Below are 16,478 nucleotides of genomic sequence, written 5' to 3'. Positions count from 1 at the left end.
CTGTCACTGGAATCCGCCGGGCGGCGGCGGAGGTGCCTGGTGCTGGAGCATGTCGCGGACGTTCTTCTGCACGGCGACCGCCGCGAACAGGGTCATCGCGAACGCCAGGCCGTAGAAGCCCTTCTCGCTCAGCACCAGCGTGCTGTTCACCAGGCCGACCACCAGCATCACGATCGAGATCCCGACGACCGCCCAGGACAGTCCCAGGTACAGCGAGGTCACCGGAATGCCCTCGGCCCGGTCGCGCACCGACTTCTGCAGGGAGATGGCGGCGAACAGGCCGAGGACCAGCACCGCCGCGTAGAAGCCCTTCTCGCTGGGCGCCATCTCGGCATTCCAGAGGCCGACCAGGAACGAGACGACGCCGAGAAGCAGGGCCGCCCAGGAGGCGCCGATGAACGCGGCGGTGGGCTTGGCCGGAAGCGGTGCGGGGCTGTTCACGCCCTAAGTTATCGCATGATCGCGCTGCGTGCGGGTACCGGTCAGGTGGCCGGTGCCATCGACGGTTCGGCCGATGGCCGGCTGTGCAGCAGCGTCGTGACGTCGTCTGCGGACAGCGGCCCAGCCGGACCGTTGCCGTGCAGGATGCGACCGAGCCGGACCACGCAGTCGACGGTGGCTCCCGGCGTGCCGTCGACCAGACAGTGCCCGACCTTGAGCAGGTCGACGGCTTCCGGGAGCGCCGGGTAGCCGGTGGTGAACGCGTCGAGGGCGACCCGTGCCCCGTGCCGCCGCAGTTCGGTGAGGGCCGGGCCGCCGGTGACGGCCGCGTCGGCCACCTCCAGCACCAGGTCGGCCGGCGTCGTTCCGGCTCGGGCCAGCCGGGCGAGCAGGTCACCGGCGAACCCCGGGGCTGCGAGGTCGGCAGCCGAGAGCGGGATGATCAGGCACAGTGAACGGTCGGCCGGCAGCCGGGCCTGCCATGCGCCCAGCTGCCGTCCGGCGGTCTCCACGGTCCAGCTGAGCAGGGTCGGGCCCAGGCCGGCGCGCTCGGCCAGCGGCCGCAACGCCGTCTCGTCGAGCAGACCGAGCCGCGGATGCGGCCAGCAGGCTCTTGGCTGTACGGCGACCAGTTCACCCGTGGTCAGCGAATGGACCGGCCGGAAGTCCAGACGCAGGAGGCCGTCCTCGACAGCCGTGGCGAGTTCGTCGGCGGGCCCGGCCGGGTCCGAGCCGTACAGGTGCCAGCCGTGTGTCCCGCGGCGTTTCGCGATGTACATCGCCTGGTCGGCATGCTGCAGGAGGTCTTGGTCGTCGACCGTCCCGGCTTCGGCCACGGCCACGCCGACGCTGACGCGTAGCCGCATCGGTGTGCCCCGGTAGTCGATCGGCGACTCGGCGGCCCGGGCCAGGATCGCCTGCGCCACCTCGGTCGCCTCACCGGCGTCCGGCAACACCATGGCGAACTCGTCACCGCCCAACCGGCCGGCCGTGCCGCGCGGCGGGGTGACGGCGCGCAGCAGACCGCCGAACGCGACCAGCAGCACGTCACCGGCGTCGTGCCCGAGCGTGTCGTTCACCTGCTTGAACCCGTCCAGGTCGATGAGCAGCAGACCGACCGGCCGGCCGGTACGGTGGCCGCGTTCGACGGCGGCCCGCACCGCCCCGGTGAGCCGGGTCCGGTTGGCCAGCCCGGTGAGCCCGTCGGTCAGCATCAGCCGGTGGTTCTCCCGCATCGCCACCATCTGGCGGGCCACCACGCCACCCGTCATCACGACAGAGCAGGCCACCAGCCCGGCCCACGGATACGGGCCAGCCTCGGCCGCGGCCAGCGCGAAGATCCCGAAACCGGCGGCCAGGCCGAGGTACGGCAGCGGCGCGACCGGGCCGGCCAGCCGCTGCGGGCGCTGCTCGGTGTCGCCGTCCTGGGCGCTGCGGCACTGCTCCTCGGCGCCCATCGCGATCAGGAACACCGGGGTGATCATCGCGGCGGCGATCCACCAGGGCAGCGGCCCGGTCCCGGCGGCCGGGGTGAACGACAGCACGATGTCGAGAGCCAGGTACCAGATCACGGCGGCCAGGACCAGCCGCATCGGCCGGCGCGACACCTGCCGTACGCCGCGGTAGAAGACCGTGCCCGCACCGACGATGACGACCATGTCGGCGACCGTGACCGTGGTCAGGATCAGCACCTGGGATGTCGTCCGCTGCGAGGTGCCGGCCAGGACCGGGCTGATGATCAGGTACCAGAGCGCCATGAACGCCCCACCGGCCGCCGTCATCACGTCCAGGCCGAGTTTCAGGCGCTCGCGGTGATCGAGCGGCTGCGCCCGGAACGAGAGCAGCCCGGCGAGCAGCAGCATCAGCGTCGCGAGGTGGAGCCCCATGCCCGCGATGACCGCCGGGGAGAACCGGGTGAGCCCCTCCGGTCCCATCATGCCCAGCGCGGCCCCGGACACGGCGAGGGTCAGCAGGGAGGTGAACAGCATCCACCACGGGCGCCGTTGCGACGGGTCCAGCTTGCGGTGACGGGCGGCCCGGACCACGGCGACCAGCGCGGCCAGCAGCACGGCGTTGTGCGACACGCCCATCCGGGAGTTCACCGGAACGTCGCTGGGCCAGGCCAGGACCAGGACGGCGAACACGAACACCGCGCACGTCAGCACGGGCAGGCCGGCCCCTGCCAGCCGTCCGCGGTCCGCCATCGCCCCTCCCCGCACAGATGGCCCGTCTTCCCATCGGCATTGATCCGGCAGAGTTGAGCCGTGGCGAACACTCCGGACCGCATCGCGCTGATCTCCGACGTACACGGCAACCTCACCGCCCTGGAAGCGGTCCTGGCCGACATCGGCTCCCGCGGCATCGAGCTGATCTACAACCTCGGCGACTACGTCGGCAAAGGCCCGCGCGGCCGCGAGGTGATCGACATCTGCCGGGAGCGGTGCGCGGTCAACATCCTCGGCAACTGGGACGACTTCCTGCCCGATCCGGCCCGCACCTTCGACAGCGAGGGCCTGGCGTGGTGGCTGGCCCAGCTCGGCCCGGGGCAGGGCGACTGGCTGCGGGCGCTGCCGTTCAGCCACGACTTCCTGCTCAGCGGCCGCCGGGTGCGGCTGTTCCACGCCTCGGCGACCAGCGTGCACCGGCGGGTCCGGTTCGACCACGACGAGGAGGAGTTCCACGGGATGTTCGCCAACACCCCGGCCACCGGTGACGGCCCGGCGCCGACGGTCGTCGGGTACGGCGACACCCACGACCCGTTCTACGAGGTGGCCGGCGACGGGCTGACCCTGTTCAACACCGGCAGTGTCGGCAACTCGATGAACGACCCCAGCCCGGTCTACGTGATCCTCGAAGGGCGGCTCGGCTCCGAAGCCCCGGGGCCGTTCTCGGTGCAGTTCGTCCGGGTGCCCTACGACGCCGAGGCGGAGATCGCCGCCGCGACCCGGATGGGCATGCCCGAGCTCGACGGCTACATCTCCGAGGTGCGCCGCGGCGTCTACCGGGGCGCTATGCAGGATCCGGGCGCGCCCCGATATCACCGTCGAGCGCATTGAACTGGGCGTCGCTGAGCCGGATCCGCTCGGCGGCCAGGTTCTCCGCCAGGTGCCCGAGGTGGGCGGTGCCCGGGATCGGCAGCATCACCGGCGACCGGCGCAGCAGCCAGGCCAGCGCGACCTGGGTGGCGGTCGCGCCGGTCTCGGCGGCCACCCGGGCGAACTCCGGGTGGGTCCCGGTGGCGCCGGCCGCGACCGGCCGCCACGGCAGGAACGCGATGCCGGCCCGCTCGCAGGCGTCCAGCACCGGCTCGTGTTCCCGGTCGAGCGCGTTGTACCGGTTCTGCACGCTGGCGATCTCGACGATGTCGCGGGCCTGATCGAGCTGGTCCACGGTCACCTCGGACAGCCCGATCAGGTTGACCTTGCCCTGGTCCCGCAGGTCGCGCAGCGTGCCGAGCTGGTCGGCGAGCGGGGTCTCCGGGTCGATCCGGTGCAGCTGGAGCAGCTCGATCCGGTCCAGCCGGAGCCGGCGCAGCGCCTGGTCGACCTGGTCGCGCAGGATCGCGGGCCGCCCGTCGAGACGCCATTCGCCGCCGGGGCCGGTCCGGGCCACCCCGATCTTGGTGGTGATCAGCAGCCCGTCCGGGTACGGGTACAACGTCTCGGCCAGCAGTTCCTCGTTGGCGCCGGCGCCGTACAGATGCGCGGTGTCGATCAGGGGAGCGCCGAGCTCGACCGCCCGCCGGGCCACCGCCTTCGCGTTGTCGCGGGCGTCGCCCGGCGTGGCGGGCAGGTGCATGGCGCCGAACCCGATCCGCCGGACCGGGAGATTCGTCGATGTCATCGGACGTCACGCTACCCGGCCCTCGGGCTGCTCCAGGGGAAACCGCTTCGGAAACCAGACGTCCCCTGTCAGGTTTTCGCGAAAGCGTCGTCGCTATGAAGACCAAACCTCTCACCGGGAAGATCGCGCTCGTGGCCGGAGCGACCCGCGGCGCCGGACGGCAGATCGCGGTCCAGCTCGGCGCAGCCGGCGCCACCGTTTACGCGACCGGCCGCAGCACCCGCGCAGCCCGCTCCGAATACGGCCGGCCGGAGACCATCGAGGACACCGCCGACCTGATCACCGAAGCCGGCGGCGTCGGCATCGCGGTCGCCGTCGACCACCTCGACCACGAGCAGGTCGCCGCCCTGGTCCGCAAGATCGACGACGAGCAGGGCCGCCTCGACGTGCTGGTCAACGACATCTTCGGCGGCGACCCGCTGACCACCTGGAACAAGCCGGTCTGGGAGCAGCCCCTCGAACCCGGCCTGCGCCTGCTGCGCCTGGCCATCGACACCCACATCATCACCAGCCACTACGCGCTGCCGCTGCTGATCCGTAACCCGGGTGGCCTGGTCATCGAGGTCGGCGACGGCACCACCGGCTACAACACCGCCAACTACCGCCTGTCGGTCTTCTACGACCTGGCCAAATCGACTGTCAACCGGCTCGGGTTCGTCTGGGCGCACGAACTCGCCGACCACGACGCCACCAGTGTCAACGTCACGCCCGGCTGGATCCGCTCGGAGATGATGCTGGACGTCTACGGCGTCACCGAGGCCGACTGGCGTGATGCGTGCGCCAAGGAGCCGCACTTCGTGATCTCCGAGTCGCCGGTGCTGATCGGCCGGGGCATCGCCGCCCTGGCCGCCGACCCGGACCGGGCCCGCTGGAACGGCCGGTCGGTGACCAGCTTCGACCTGGCCGAGGCCTACGACGTCACCGACACCGACGGCACCCGGCCGGACGCCTGGCGATATGTCGTCGAGGTCCAGGACGCCGGGAAACCCGCCGACGTGACCGGTTACCGGTAGAGATCACCCAAACGCCGCGCGGCCTCGGCGAGCCGTCGCCGCAGGCCGGGCGGCTCCAGCACTTCGACCTCCGGGCCGAGCCTCAGCATGTACGAGTAACCGACCTCGATCGACTCGACCGGAAGCCTGGTCCGCACCCACCCGTCCGGACCAGGCTCGCCGGCTGCCTCGTGGGCCTCGTGCACCGCCGGCGGCTCGGCGACGAACCGCAGCATCCGCAGCCCGTCCGGGCTCAGCCGGACGGTGATCGTCTCGCGCAGCATCTGCCGCAAGAACTCGGCCGCCCGCCCCGCCCAGAACTCCGGCAGGTCGAACTCCGGGTCCCGGGTGAACTCCGCGCCCGTCGGCTCGACGTGCGTGATCCGGTCCACCCGGTAGGTGCGCAGATCGTCACCCACCCGCCCGGCCAGATACCAGACCCCGTTCTTGAGCACCAGACCGTACGGCTCGACCTGACGCGACACCTCCTCGTCACGCCGCCGGTAGCCGATCATCAGCACCCGGTCCTGCCACACCGCCCGCGCCAGCCCGGCCAGATGCTCCGGCGGGTCGGCCGCGTCGAACCAGCCCGGCGCGTCCAGGTGGAACCGCTGCCCGGCCCGCTGCGACGCCTCCCGCAGCCCCTCCGGCAGGGCGGCCAGCACCTTACGGCGTACCGACTGGACCGGCTCGTCCAGGCCCATGTCCCGGGCCGGACCGGGCAGCCCGGCCAGGAACAGCGCCTCCGCCTCACTGCGGCTCAACCCGGTCAGCCGGGTCCGGTAGCCGCCGACCAGCCGGTACCCGCCGGCCCGGCCCTGCTCGGCGTAGACCGGCACCCCGGCCTCGGACAACGCCAGCGCGTCCCGGTAGACGGTCCGCTCGGACACCTCCAACTCGGCCGCCAGTTCGGCCGCGGTGAGCAGGCCCCGTGACTGGAGAAGCAGAACCATGTTGATCAGCCGGGCCGCACGCATGCCCCGATTGTCGGTGAGCCTCACGCCTCAGGGGAATTGCGCCACTTTTTGTTTTGCGGGTCGTTGTACCAGGCTCGAAAGTGAGGGGATGTTCCCACTTTTCAACTTCCGTGCCCTTTTCGGAGCTGTTGTCGGTGTGGTCGCGGTTGTCGCCGGGATGTTCAGTCCGGTCCGCGGCCACTGGAACGTCACCCTCGCCGGGATCGCCGGCACCACGGCCGTCGTCCAGGCCGTCGTCGCGCCCGCCATCACCCTGACCGGATTCCAGGCCGCGCCCGCCGTCCGCCGCGGACCCGAACAGCTGCAGCTCGCGCCCGGCGCCCGGATCGACCTCGACTCCCGCGCCGCCGACTGGGGCGCCGCCACCTGCGCCGAACGCTGCGATCTCGTCGTCACCGGCCAGGGCTCGATCGAGGAGACCGGCGGCGGGGAGCTCGCCGACAAGTCGGCCGGCTACTACTCGTGCCTGGCGGCCAGCGAATACGGCTTCACCATCACCCCCGAACTCGCCTCGGCCGGGGTGGAGGCGTGTGGCCGTACCAGCGATGGCCGCAACGCCGGGATCACCGTGACCCGGACCGGGAACGGCGATCTCGTCCTGGCGGTGACCGTCTGGGAGCCGCCGCCGGTGACCATCCTCCGCACCGACGAGGAGGAGCCGCCGCTGTTCCAGGATCTGCCCGACGACGACTTCTGAACCTCAGTCGGCGACGTCCGCGACCAGCTTGTTGGACCAGCGCAGCATGTCCAGGTAGGCCGAGCCGAGAGCGACCGAGTTGACCTGCGGGATGTCGCCGTTCTCGTACGCCTCGACCGCCTCCAGCACCCGTTGCAGCGGGCTGCCGTCGCCGCGCAGCGCCCCGGCCAGGTCGTCGGCCAGCGGCATCTGGGTGGCCAGGTCCTCCCGCGGCATGCCGGTCAGGTCGGCGACCCCGGTCAGCAGCCCGAGCAGGAAGGCGGTGTCCGGCAGCACCTTGAACTCCGGCGCCAGACGGTGGCAGAACCGGGCCCGCACCAGGGCCTCGGTCAGCTGCTCCTCGGACGCGCCGGTCACCTCGCTGGCGATCATCAGCGCCGCCCACTGCCGGATCTTCGCGATGCCCAGCAGCACCACCGCCTGCGGCACCGAGTTCAGCCGCTGCGGAAGCCCGGCCGCGGCGCTGTTGCTGGCCCGTAGCACCCGCATCGCCAAGGCCGGGTCGGTGCAGATCAGCTGGCTGACCTTGTCCATGTCGGTGTCGGCGGCGTGCAGCAGGGCCAGCAGCTCCAGGCGGCGCAGTTTCGACGCCGACAGCGTGTGCGTGGTCAGCACATGGGGGCGGCTCAGCGCGTACCCCTGCCGCAGTTCGCATCCGTATCGGTCGGCCATCGCCACGTGCGCGTCGGTCTCCAGGCGTTCGGCGACGAGCTGGATCTGCGGGTACCGGCGGCACACCTCGATCGTCTCCTCCAGCCGGCTCAGGTCGCCGTCCAGCAGGTCCAGCTTCACGAACGAGGCGATGCTGAACAGCCGGTCGTGTCCCAGCCCCCACACGAAGTCGTCGAGCGCGATCCGGTAGCCGGCTTCGGCCAGTGCGGTCACCCCGGCCAGCACCTCGTCGTCGATGGTGATCGACTCCAGCACCTCCAGCACCACCTGATCCGGGCCGATCGGCAGGGTCAGGTCGCCGACCAGGAACTCCCGGGTCATGTTGATGAAGCAGAGCCGGTCGCGGACCACCTCGGGCAGGCCGAACTCGGTGAACGCGGCAACGATCACCTGACTGGTCGCCGAGATGTCCCGCTGGGAGGCCTCGACCTCGTCCAGACTGCCCCGGAACAGCAGTTCGTACCCCACCACGGCGCCGCGAGCATCGAAGATCGGCTGCCGCGCGACATGGACCAGTTGCGTGACGTCCGCAGGCTTGGCCTGCGGTGCCCGGACGTCGTTCATGATGCCAGCTTGCCTGATCGGCCCGGTCACCCGGCGTTTTTTCGATCAGGCCAATAGGTCGGTGCTGTCCTGATCAGGCCAGCAGCTCCGCCAGGCGGGCCGCGCCCACGTTGCCGCCGGACAGGATCACGCCGACCCGGGCCGGGACCGGGCTGATCCGGCCGGTGAGCAGCGCGGCCAGCCCCACCGCGCCGCTCGGCTCCAGCACCAGCTTGAGCCGGTCGACGGCGAACCGCATCGCGTCACGCATCTCGTCGTCGCTGACGACCACGATCCCGTCGACCAGGTCCCGGTTGATCGCGAACGTGAGATCACCGGGCCTCGGATTGGCGAGACCGTCGGCGATCGTACGCGGCTGATCGATGCGCACCGGATGCCCGGCGGCCAGCGACTGCCTGGTGTCGTCGGCCGCGTCGGGCTCCACCCCGATCACCCGGATGCCCGGGAACAGGCCCTTCGCGGCGATCGCACTTCCGGCGATCAGCCCGCCGCCACTGATCGGCACGACGATCGCGTCCAGCTCACCGGTCTCGGCCAGCAGCTCCAGCGTGGCGGTGCCCTGGCCGGCCACGATGTCCGCGTGATCGTACGGCGGAATCAACGCCAGCCCACGCTCCTCGCCGAGCTTGCCGGCGATGGCCTCCCGGTCCTCGGTGTAACGGTCGTAGGTGACGATCTCCGCGCCGTGCCCGGCGACCGCGTCGAGTTTCGCAGCCGGACTGTCGGTGGGCATCACGATCACCGCGGAACTGCCCAGTTCCCGGGCGGCGAGCGCGGCGGCCTGCGCGTGGTTGCCCGACGAGAACGCCACGATCCCACGGGCCAGCTGCTCCGGGGAGAGACGGGAGACCGCGTTGTAGGCGCCCCGGAACTTGAACGCGCCACCACGTTGCAGGTTCTCCGCCTTCAGGAAAACCCTTGCCCCGACCAGGCCGTCGAGGGTCCGGGAGCGGATCACCGGGGTACGGTGCGCGACTCCCTCGATACGATCGGCTGCGTCCCGGACATCCTGCAAAGTCACCGTCATGCCCTGATCGTAAGGGGCTCGGTGGGCGGTTGCACCGTACATTTCGGCCCCCGGTGTTGACGGCCCGCGTCCGGCTGCCGAGACTGCGACGATGGCGACGGTACGAGCGGCCGGCATCCGCGGTTTCGCCGAGGTGGTCCGCGAACTCGGCGCGGACCCGCTCCCGTTCGTGCGCGCGGCCGGCCTGGACCCGGCCGTCCTCGACCACGACGACCTGCCGATCGAACAGTCCCGCCTGTCGACCCTCCTGCAATCGGCCGCGGCCGGGCTGAACTGCCCTGATCTGGGCCTGCGGATGGCCGCCCGGCACGGCCTGGACACGCTGGGCCCGCTGGCGGTGATGCTGGCCAACTGCCGGACCGGCGCCGACGCCCTCGCCACGACCCAGCGCTACCTGACCGTCCACAGCGACGCCCTGCACGTCGACCAGATCCCCGACCCGGACGGCGTGCCGGGCGCGATCGCTCTCCGCTACCGGGGCCATCCGCCGGGGCCGCCGCCGGTACAGGCGACGGACGCCGGGATCGGCTTCCTGCACCGGGCGTTGTGCCTGCTCTTCGCCGCTCCCGATGCCCCTGACGCGGCTCTTCGTGCCGACGACGCCGCTGGTGCCGGTTCTTACGGCTATGGGTTACTCGACGTACGGCTGTCCTACTATCCGGCCGAATATCCGTCTCCAGATCGTTCTTCGGATCGCTTCTCGGATCGCTTCTCGGGCCGATCTTCGGATCGTTCTCCGGATCGCTCCTCGGACCGATCTCCAGTCCGCTCTTCGGAAGGCTCCCCGGTCTGCTCCTCGGGCCGCGCTTCGGACCGGACTCCGGTCCACGATCCGGACCCCTCGTCGGTTGCCGGCGCCGGTTGTTACGAGCGTTTCTATCGTGCTCCGGTCCGTTTCGGCGAGCCCGAATCGCTGCTACGGGTGCCGGAGGCGCTTCTGGCCCGGCCGATCTCCGGCGCTCACGAGGATCTCCGGATCCGCGCCGAGGCCTACCTCCGGACCCTCCTGCCGGACGTCGACGACATGACCGGCCAGATCCGCACGGTGATCGACGGAATGCTGGTGTTCGGGGCGGTGCCGATGGAGGCCGTGGCCCGGGCGCTGTCCCTGCACCCGCGCACCCTTCAGCGACGTCTCGCCGCCCAGGGCACCACCTTCGCGCACATCGTCGACAACATCCGCCGAGACCGGGCCCGCCAGTACCTGACCGAGACGACGATGCCGTTCGGCGACGTATCCTCCCGCCTGGGTTTCGCCGAACAGGCAACCTTCAGCCGAGCCTGCCACCGCTGGTGGGGCGTCCCCCCTCGCCGGGTCCGAGCCACCCGCCAGGGACAACAGGCATTTTCCTAACCCCTCAATACTACTCACGGTGACTCTCATTGGAGTTAGGCGCCGCATTGTGAGGCTGATCTCAATTCAGATTAGCAATTGTTATCGAGCCGCAGCGAATTCCTGTTAAGAACTGATGCGGCGGTGCTCGAAGTGCAGGTTGGCATGATCGAATACTGACATTGGTCTTGCGGGGTGGGGGAGAATTCATGCATGAGGCAGGGGTCGTTGTTCAGCAGGTCGGAAATAGCGTCGATGCGCGATCGAACCCGGTCTCGAAACTATTCTCCAGAACGCGAAGACTTCCGTCGCGAACACGAACGACGCCGCGCGTGGGGTTTACAACGCCGTCACGCAGAAAAGCTACGTCGCTTACGCCCGTCGAGCCCTTCACCGGTCACCACCGAGAACCGCCAGGCACCTCCAGCACCTGCCGTCGAGGGTTGCCAGGCGCCTGCGCTGTCTTCGCTCGGGGGTTGCCAGGCGCCTGCGCTGTCTTCGGTCGAGGGTTGCCAGGTACCTGCGCTGTCTTCGGTCGAGGGTCGTCAGGTACCTGCGCTGTCTTCGGTCGAGGGGCGCCAGGCACCTTCGCTGTCTTCGGTCGAGGGGCGCCAGGTACCTCCGCCGTCTTCGGTCGAGAGTTGCCAGGTACCTTCGCCGTCTGCCATCGAGAGCCAAGCACCTCGGCCACCCACCATCGAGCGCCGCGAAACTTCACTCGCGCCAGATGCCAGGAGCGGCCGTCCTTCGCTCGTGCTCGATGCCGGGAGCGTCAGTCTTGCTCGCGATTCGGGTGTCGGGCGTAGCGGTCTTGCTCGCGATTCGAGTGCCGGGAGCAGCGACCTTTCACGCGATTTGGGTGCCGGGGCCTGCTGGTCTTCTCCTGAGCCGGAGGTCGGGAACTGTAGCGCTCCTCCTGCGGTGAACGCGGTCTCGCCTCTCCCTGCGGCCGACGAGGGTCGTCTACCTCTTCCTCCAGTCAGCAGGTCTGAAGCCGGAGTTCCTCAGCCTGTTGCCGACAACAGCCGGAGCTGGCCTGGTCCGGCGGCGGGAGCCGGCCCGATACCTGCTGGTCCCAGTGGCGGGTGTGCCTCGGGCCCGTCTGCGGCCTCGCTTTCGACTGTCCTGCCACCAATTCCCGCGTGGCCTCCTGCCGCACCACCGGTCCCGGCTCGCTCATCCCAACCAGCCGCGTTGCGGTGCCGGCCGCTGGAACGCCGTCGTCGACCATCGAAGTCCTGGCCTGGTTCAGGGGCGTTGCGACGCTTTCCGGCGGTAGCGCGGTCTCGGTCAGGGGTGTTGGGCCGTGGACTGCGGGGCTTGTGGCTTCGGCCAGGGGGGTTGGAGGGGGATGTCCCGCCACCACCGCCCCGACCCGACCGCGGCGAGCAACCACCGCCGCCGGCCGCAACCACGACGCACGGAGCCGCGCGAGGCCGCCCGAGCGCGGGACATCGCCAGTTGGAGCGCTGGCCTTCGGATCTGTGGCCTCGACCGCCGGACCGCCGGACCGCCGGACACCCGGACCGCCGGACACCCGGACACCCGGACACCCGGACCGCCGGGCACCCGGACCGCCGGGCCACCGGACACCCGGACCGCCGGGCCACCGGACCGCCGGGTTCGACGAGCGACGTTGTGGTTCGGGTCGCCCGAGTGGTTCCGATTGGGGATTGTGGCGCGGGCCCCACCGGCAGGTCTGACCGCAGCATCGCTGTGTCGGCCAGAGGGATCTACTGGCCCACTGTCGGCGGCTTCCGCTCGGGGTGGCAGGGCCAGGGACCGGCAGCCTCCGCCATTCTGCGTCGGCCGACAACTCGGCTTGGACTGTGTTGTCGGTACAGGTGGTATTTCGATCGGCAAGATCTTCCGTGCCCGCGCCCTACCCGATACTTTCTGCGCCTGGTCGGCGTGCGGTGGGATTTTTATGAATATGGGTGGTAGAGGTAGGATGGTGGTAAAGGTTCCAGTCGGCGATTCCGAGTTGTTTGAGGTTCGTTCTGGGTGCTCTTCTGTGGCTCAGGTAAGGTCGGATTCTAAGTTCTTAAAGTGAGTCTTCGGCGAGAGTTGGAGTTTTTCTCGGACCGTCTCTGATGGATAATTCAGCATTTGGTGCGCGGATTCATTGGGGGGAGTTGAATTTATCAACGGGTGGCGTCGGCTGACCTTTCGATCGCGCAGAGTGACTGGAGTTCGTCGGGGTTGGCGGTCTCGGGCCTTCGTGTGAGGCATCGACGGGTTCCGGGCTGCGAGCGAGTTGCCGGTTCGGACCTGGGGGCGGTAATCCGGGGCTGATCATCGGGGCAGTAACCCGGGGCTGATTGTCGGGCTGGGGGTGGTGAGTCGGGCTGATTGTCGGGCTGGGTCAAGTTTTCTGGGGGGCCTCGCGTGCAGGATTTCGGGAAACGCGCTCGTAACATGAGGGGTCGCCATGTCGGATACGCACGTTGACGTGCTCATCGTCGGCGCCGGGATCTCCGGCATCGATGTCGCCTATCGCGTCCGGGAGCGCTGCCCGGAACTCAGCGTCACCATCGTTGAGGCCCGTGAGCGGCTCGGTGGCACGTGGGACCTGTTCCGCTATCCGGGTGTTCGGTCCGATTCCGACATCTACACCCTCTCCTTCCCGTTCCGGCCGTGGACGGGGGAGCGGTCCATCGTCGACGGCGACGAGCTGCTGGCCTACGTCGAGGAGACGGCACGGCAGTCCGGCATCGACAAGCAGATCGTGTACGGGACACGTGTCCTCGGCGCGGACTGGGACACCGCCACCGCGCGCTGGCACGTGACCGCTGAACACGACGGTGTGCCGGTCACCTATGTGGCCCGCTTCCTGATCGGCTGCACCGGCTACTACGACTACGACAATCCGCACGACCCGGGATTCGAAGGCATCGGCGACTTCACCGGAACGATCGTGCACCCACAGTTCTGGCCTGCCGACCTCGACTACCGCGGTAAACGGGTGGTGGTCGTCGGGTCCGGGGCTACCGCCGTCACCGTGGTTCCGGCGATGGCCGCCGACGCCGCCCACGTGACGATGCTTCAGCGCACACCGAGCTACGTGCTGGCGCAGCCGAGGGTCGACGCGATCGCCCGTACGCTCAAGAAGGTTTTGCCGTTGGGTGTCGCCCACCGGATCGCCCGCGGCAAGAACACCGCCATCCAATGGGCGCTCTTCCAGGCGTGCCGCAGATTCCCGAACGGGATGCGCGCGTTGCTGCGCAAAGGCGCCGTCGCCGAGGTCGGCGACGCCGGCCTGGTCGACAAGCATTTCCGGCCGCCCTACAACCCGTGGGAGCAGCGGATGTGCATCGCCCCCGACGGCGACCTATACCAGGCGATCCGCGCGGGGGACGCCTCGGTGGCGACCGGGCACATCGACAGGTTCGTGCCGGGCGGCATCCGGCTCACCGACGGTGAGGTCGTCGAGGCCGACATCGTCGTGACCGCGACCGGCCTGCGGATCAAACTGCTCGGCGGCGTCACTCTCAGCATCGACGGCGAACCGGTCGACGTGTCGAAATCCTGCACCTACCACGGCGCGCTGCTCAGTGGGCTGCCCAACTTCGCGGTGTGCATCGGCTACATCAACCTGTCGTGGACGGTCCGGGCCGACGTCTCGGCCCGGCTGATCGCCCGGGTGCTGCGCAAACTCCTCGACACCGGCTCCGACACGGTGGTGCCGGTGGTGCCCGCCGGGATCGGCCCGACCGGCCCGTTCATGGACATGCAGTCCGGCTATCTGGCCCGCGCCGCCGACATCATGCCCCGGGCCGGCCGGAAGTATCCGTGGGCGTTCCGGCAGAACGTGTTTCTCGACGTCTGGGCCACCAACCGCACCGGCCTCGACGACGGACTCCACTGGACCCGTATCCGCAAGGAGGCCCACGCGTGAAAGCAGTCGTCGTCCACGACGGACAACTCGAGGTCACCGACGTCCCGTTGCCGCAGCCGGGCGCCGGGCAGATCCGGCTGCGGGTGTCCCGTGCCGGGATCTGCGGCTCCGACCTGCACGTGCGCCACGACGCCGAGGCCAGCGCCGACGTCGCCGCCGAAGTCGGCTATCCCGATTTCATGCGCCGTTCGCACCATGTCGTGATGGGGCACGAGTTCGCCGGGACCGTCGACGAGTACGGGCCCGGCTGCCTCCGCCGCTGGCGGCCCGGACAACTCGTCGTCTCGTTGCCGCTGATCAAACACGGCGACGAGGTGCACATGACAGGCATGTCCGAGCGTGCGCCCGGCGCGTACGCCGAATATGTCCTCGTCTCCGAAGACGCGACCATGCCGGTCCCCGCCGGCGTCGAGCCCGGCCTCGCCGCCCTCACCGAACCCCTCGCGGTGGCCCACCACGCGGTCCGGCGCGGCGACGTCGCCCGAAACGACACCGCGGTGGTCATCGGATGCGGTCCGATCGGCCTCGCCGTCATCCTGATGCTCAAAGCGGCGGGGGTACGACGGGTCGTCGCCAGCGACTTCACCGAGGCCCGTCGCGACCTCGCCCGGAAATGTGGCGCCGACGTCGTCGTCGACCCCGCAGTCCAGACGCCGTGGTCGGTGATCGACGGCGACACCGGGCTGGTCACGTCCGCCACCGACCTCTACGGCGCTGGCCTCACCGCGCTGCGTGACCTGCGTAAAGTCCGCGGCGTGCCGTGGTGGACGGTGATGCGGACCGCGCAGCGGCTCGGCGCCGGCCCGCGTGGCGCCGCCGTGTTCGAATGCGTCGGCCTGCCCGGCGTCATCGAGGACATCGTCACCCACGCCCCGTTCCGTTCCCGGGTCGTGGTCGTCGGCGTCTGCATGCAGCCCGACACGTTCCGGCCCACGATGGCCAGCAACAAGGAGGTCGACCTGCGGTTCTCGTTCTGCTACGACCCGGCCGAGTTCCGGGAGGCCCTGCACCTGGTCGCCCGCCGCCGCATCGACCCGCGCCCACTGCTCACCGGCGTCGTCGGCCTGGACGGGGTGGCCGAAGCCTTCGACCGGCTCGCCAAAGCCGACCACCACGCGAAGATCCTGGTCGACCCGTCCCGCGCGGCCAGCTGACAGCCGGCGCCACGGACCGGTTCATCGCTGTTGCTTCTTCCAGTCGTAACCCACCGTGTCGGACTCGTCGGTGTCGGCGCGCCGGCACACCTCACGCACCACGGCGTCGACGGCGGACCGCTCATCAGAGCCGATCATCGGTACGGCCCACCCGCACCCGGACAACTCGAAATGCTCCTGCCAGCCCTGCCACTCCTTCAGCCCGGTCAGCCCCAGCGACACCGACCCACCCATCTCACCGTGCCCGCCGTTGATCGACTCGCCGATCAGGAACGGCCGGGCCCCGAACGGCACCACACACACGTAGTACACGTGATGGGTCGGATGCTCCGGGGTGGGCGCCTGATTCCGGAACGCCACCCGCAACAGTTGATTCTCCAGCTCCTGACCGGTCAGCGGAGTCGACGCGGTGAACAGGTAGTCGGCCTCCAGAACGTGGCCGCCGGGCCACCACACCCGCCCCGCATCGAACCGGAGATGCTTGAACCGCTCCGGCGACGCCAGCGCCGACCAGTCGAGCGCCGGCTGCTCCCGGTGCAACCGGGCCACCGAACAGTCGAAGAGCCTCACCTCCCCGGACGTGAACTCCAGGGCGAGCCGCCACCGCTCGGTCGGAACGACCCGGACCAGTCCTGGAATGAGCACACCTCCGTCACGAGCGCCGTCGAATCCCGATGGTAATCATGCCGCCGTGAGGTCCCCTGTTTCCCTCGGCGGATTTCGGGATCTTGCACGAATCCTCACCCTCGCGCCGATCTTGCAGCCCCTTTTCCCGACCCCAGCGGGGGGACTGTCAAGAAAACGGTGTAACTCGATGTTGGTGAAGGTCAGTTGCGGCCTGCGGTGAGGCGTCCTTCGAAAGCGAGGTCGAAGGCGTTGA

Annotated in this window: 13 protein-coding genes; 6 read left to right on the top strand and 7 right to left on the bottom strand. The window is 69.8% G+C overall.

The genetic code is table 11. The features are described 5' to 3' along the window. Positions 1–3: 3 nt before the first annotated feature. Both yiaA and AB0E94_RS44210 read right to left on the bottom strand, forming a co-directional pair. The gene (gene yiaA / locus AB0E94_RS44215; RefSeq protein ID WP_360339713.1) at positions 4–441 is read right to left on the bottom strand and encodes an inner membrane protein YiaA; all 438 of its coding nucleotides are present in this window, start codon (positions 439–441) and stop codon (positions 4–6) included. A gap of 41 nt (positions 442–482) precedes the next feature. Then, positions 483–2,645 (bottom strand): diguanylate cyclase, encoded by a 2,163-nt coding sequence (locus AB0E94_RS44210; protein ID WP_360339710.1) that lies wholly within the window; start codon positions 2,643–2,645, stop codon positions 483–485. A gap of 60 nt (positions 2,646–2,705) precedes the next feature. On the opposite strand from AB0E94_RS44210, the gene AB0E94_RS44205 reads away from it, so the two are divergent. After that, entirely contained in the window at positions 2,706–3,497 is a 792-nt protein-coding gene (locus AB0E94_RS44205; protein WP_360339707.1) for a metallophosphoesterase family protein, read from the top strand. Here AB0E94_RS44205 and AB0E94_RS44200 read toward each other — a convergent pair. After that, entirely contained in the window at positions 3,451–4,284 is an 834-nt protein-coding gene (locus tag AB0E94_RS44200) for an aldo/keto reductase (RefSeq protein ID WP_360339704.1), read from the bottom strand. The two genes, AB0E94_RS44205 and AB0E94_RS44200, sit on opposite strands and share 47 nt — an antisense overlap. A 95-nt stretch (positions 4,285–4,379) precedes the next feature. Between AB0E94_RS44200 and AB0E94_RS44195 the strand changes: the two genes are divergently transcribed. Next, a complete protein-coding gene (locus tag AB0E94_RS44195) occupies positions 4,380–5,297 on the top strand; it encodes an SDR family oxidoreductase (protein WP_360339701.1) in 918 nt (305 codons plus the stop codon). Here the strand turns inward: AB0E94_RS44195 and AB0E94_RS44190 are convergent. Further along, the gene (locus tag AB0E94_RS44190; RefSeq protein ID WP_360339698.1) at positions 5,288–6,253 is read right to left on the bottom strand and encodes a YafY family protein; all 966 of its coding nucleotides are present in this window, start codon (positions 6,251–6,253) and stop codon (positions 5,288–5,290) included. The two genes, AB0E94_RS44195 and AB0E94_RS44190, sit on opposite strands and share 10 nt — an antisense overlap. Positions 6,254–6,341: 88 nt before the next feature. On the opposite strand from AB0E94_RS44190, the gene AB0E94_RS44185 reads away from it, so the two are divergent. Beyond that, entirely contained in the window at positions 6,342–6,950 is a 609-nt protein-coding gene (locus AB0E94_RS44185; protein ID WP_360339695.1) for a hypothetical protein, read from the top strand. Between the two features lie 3 nt (positions 6,951–6,953). On the opposite strand, the gene AB0E94_RS44180 is transcribed toward AB0E94_RS44185, so the two are convergent. Together AB0E94_RS44180 and AB0E94_RS44175 are read right to left on the bottom strand one after the other, a co-directional pair. Beyond that, complete coding sequence (locus AB0E94_RS44180) at positions 6,954–8,186, bottom strand: HDOD domain-containing protein (protein ID WP_360339692.1); 1,233 nt, start codon at positions 8,184–8,186, stop codon at positions 6,954–6,956. A 73-nt stretch (positions 8,187–8,259) separates the two neighbouring features. Next, positions 8,260–9,213, bottom strand: a complete 954-nt coding sequence (locus tag AB0E94_RS44175) for a pyridoxal-phosphate dependent enzyme (protein WP_360339689.1) — start codon at positions 9,211–9,213, stop codon at positions 8,260–8,262. A gap of 91 nt (positions 9,214–9,304) precedes the next feature. Between AB0E94_RS44175 and AB0E94_RS44170 the strand changes: the two genes are divergently transcribed. The 3 genes from AB0E94_RS44170 to AB0E94_RS44160 all read left to right on the top strand — a co-directional run bounded on the left by AB0E94_RS44170 (position 9,305) and on the right by AB0E94_RS44160 (position 15,598). Further along, positions 9,305–10,567 (top strand): AraC family transcriptional regulator ligand-binding domain-containing protein, encoded by a 1,263-nt coding sequence (locus AB0E94_RS44170; RefSeq protein ID WP_360339686.1) that lies wholly within the window; start codon positions 9,305–9,307, stop codon positions 10,565–10,567. 2,410 nt (positions 10,568–12,977) lie between these two features. Continuing rightward, positions 12,978–14,444: an NAD(P)/FAD-dependent oxidoreductase gene (locus AB0E94_RS44165; RefSeq protein WP_360339683.1), complete on the top strand. Its 1,467-nt coding sequence runs from the start codon at positions 12,978–12,980 to the stop codon at positions 14,442–14,444. After that, complete coding sequence (locus AB0E94_RS44160; protein WP_360339680.1) at positions 14,441–15,598, top strand: zinc-binding dehydrogenase; 1,158 nt, start codon at positions 14,441–14,443, stop codon at positions 15,596–15,598. The genes AB0E94_RS44165 and AB0E94_RS44160 overlap by 4 nt, the downstream gene beginning before the upstream one ends. A 21-nt stretch (positions 15,599–15,619) precedes the next feature. Here AB0E94_RS44160 and AB0E94_RS44155 read toward each other — a convergent pair whose 3' ends face one another. Beyond that, positions 15,620–16,243 (bottom strand): hypothetical protein, encoded by a 624-nt coding sequence (locus tag AB0E94_RS44155; protein WP_360339677.1) that lies wholly within the window; start codon positions 16,241–16,243, stop codon positions 15,620–15,622. Positions 16,244–16,478: the final 235 nt, after the last annotated feature.

Origin of the sequence: Actinoplanes sp. NPDC026670 (assembly GCF_040638175.1) — a bacterium.
GTDB lineage: Bacteria > Actinomycetota > Actinomycetes > Mycobacteriales > Micromonosporaceae > Actinoplanes.
Note: the sequence above shows the minus strand (reverse complement) of the source record. Positions and strands in the feature narration are given on the sequence as shown.

Excerpts from the sequence above, each read along its gene's own strand:
- AB0E94_RS44210 (WP_360339710.1), bottom strand. The coding sequence starts at position 2,645 with ATGGCGGACCGCGGACGGCTGGCAGGGGCCGGCCTGCCCGTGCTGACG.
- AB0E94_RS44200 (WP_360339704.1), bottom strand. The coding sequence starts at position 4,284 with ATGACATCGACGAATCTCCCGGTCCGGCGGATCGGGTTCGGCGCCATG.
- AB0E94_RS44195 (WP_360339701.1), top strand. The coding sequence starts at position 4,380 with ATGAAGACCAAACCTCTCACCGGGAAGATCGCGCTCGTGGCCGGAGCG.
- AB0E94_RS44190 (WP_360339698.1), bottom strand. The coding sequence starts at position 6,253 with ATGCGTGCGGCCCGGCTGATCAACATGGTTCTGCTTCTCCAGTCACGG.
- AB0E94_RS44185 (WP_360339695.1), top strand. The coding sequence starts at position 6,342 with ATGTTCCCACTTTTCAACTTCCGTGCCCTTTTCGGAGCTGTTGTCGGT.
- AB0E94_RS44180 (WP_360339692.1), bottom strand. The coding sequence starts at position 8,186 with ATGAACGACGTCCGGGCACCGCAGGCCAAGCCTGCGGACGTCACGCAA.
- AB0E94_RS44175 (WP_360339689.1), bottom strand. The coding sequence starts at position 9,213 with ATGACGGTGACTTTGCAGGATGTCCGGGACGCAGCCGATCGTATCGAG.
- AB0E94_RS44170 (WP_360339686.1), top strand. The coding sequence starts at position 9,305 with ATGGCGACGGTACGAGCGGCCGGCATCCGCGGTTTCGCCGAGGTGGTC.
- AB0E94_RS44165 (WP_360339683.1), top strand. The coding sequence starts at position 12,978 with ATGTCGGATACGCACGTTGACGTGCTCATCGTCGGCGCCGGGATCTCC.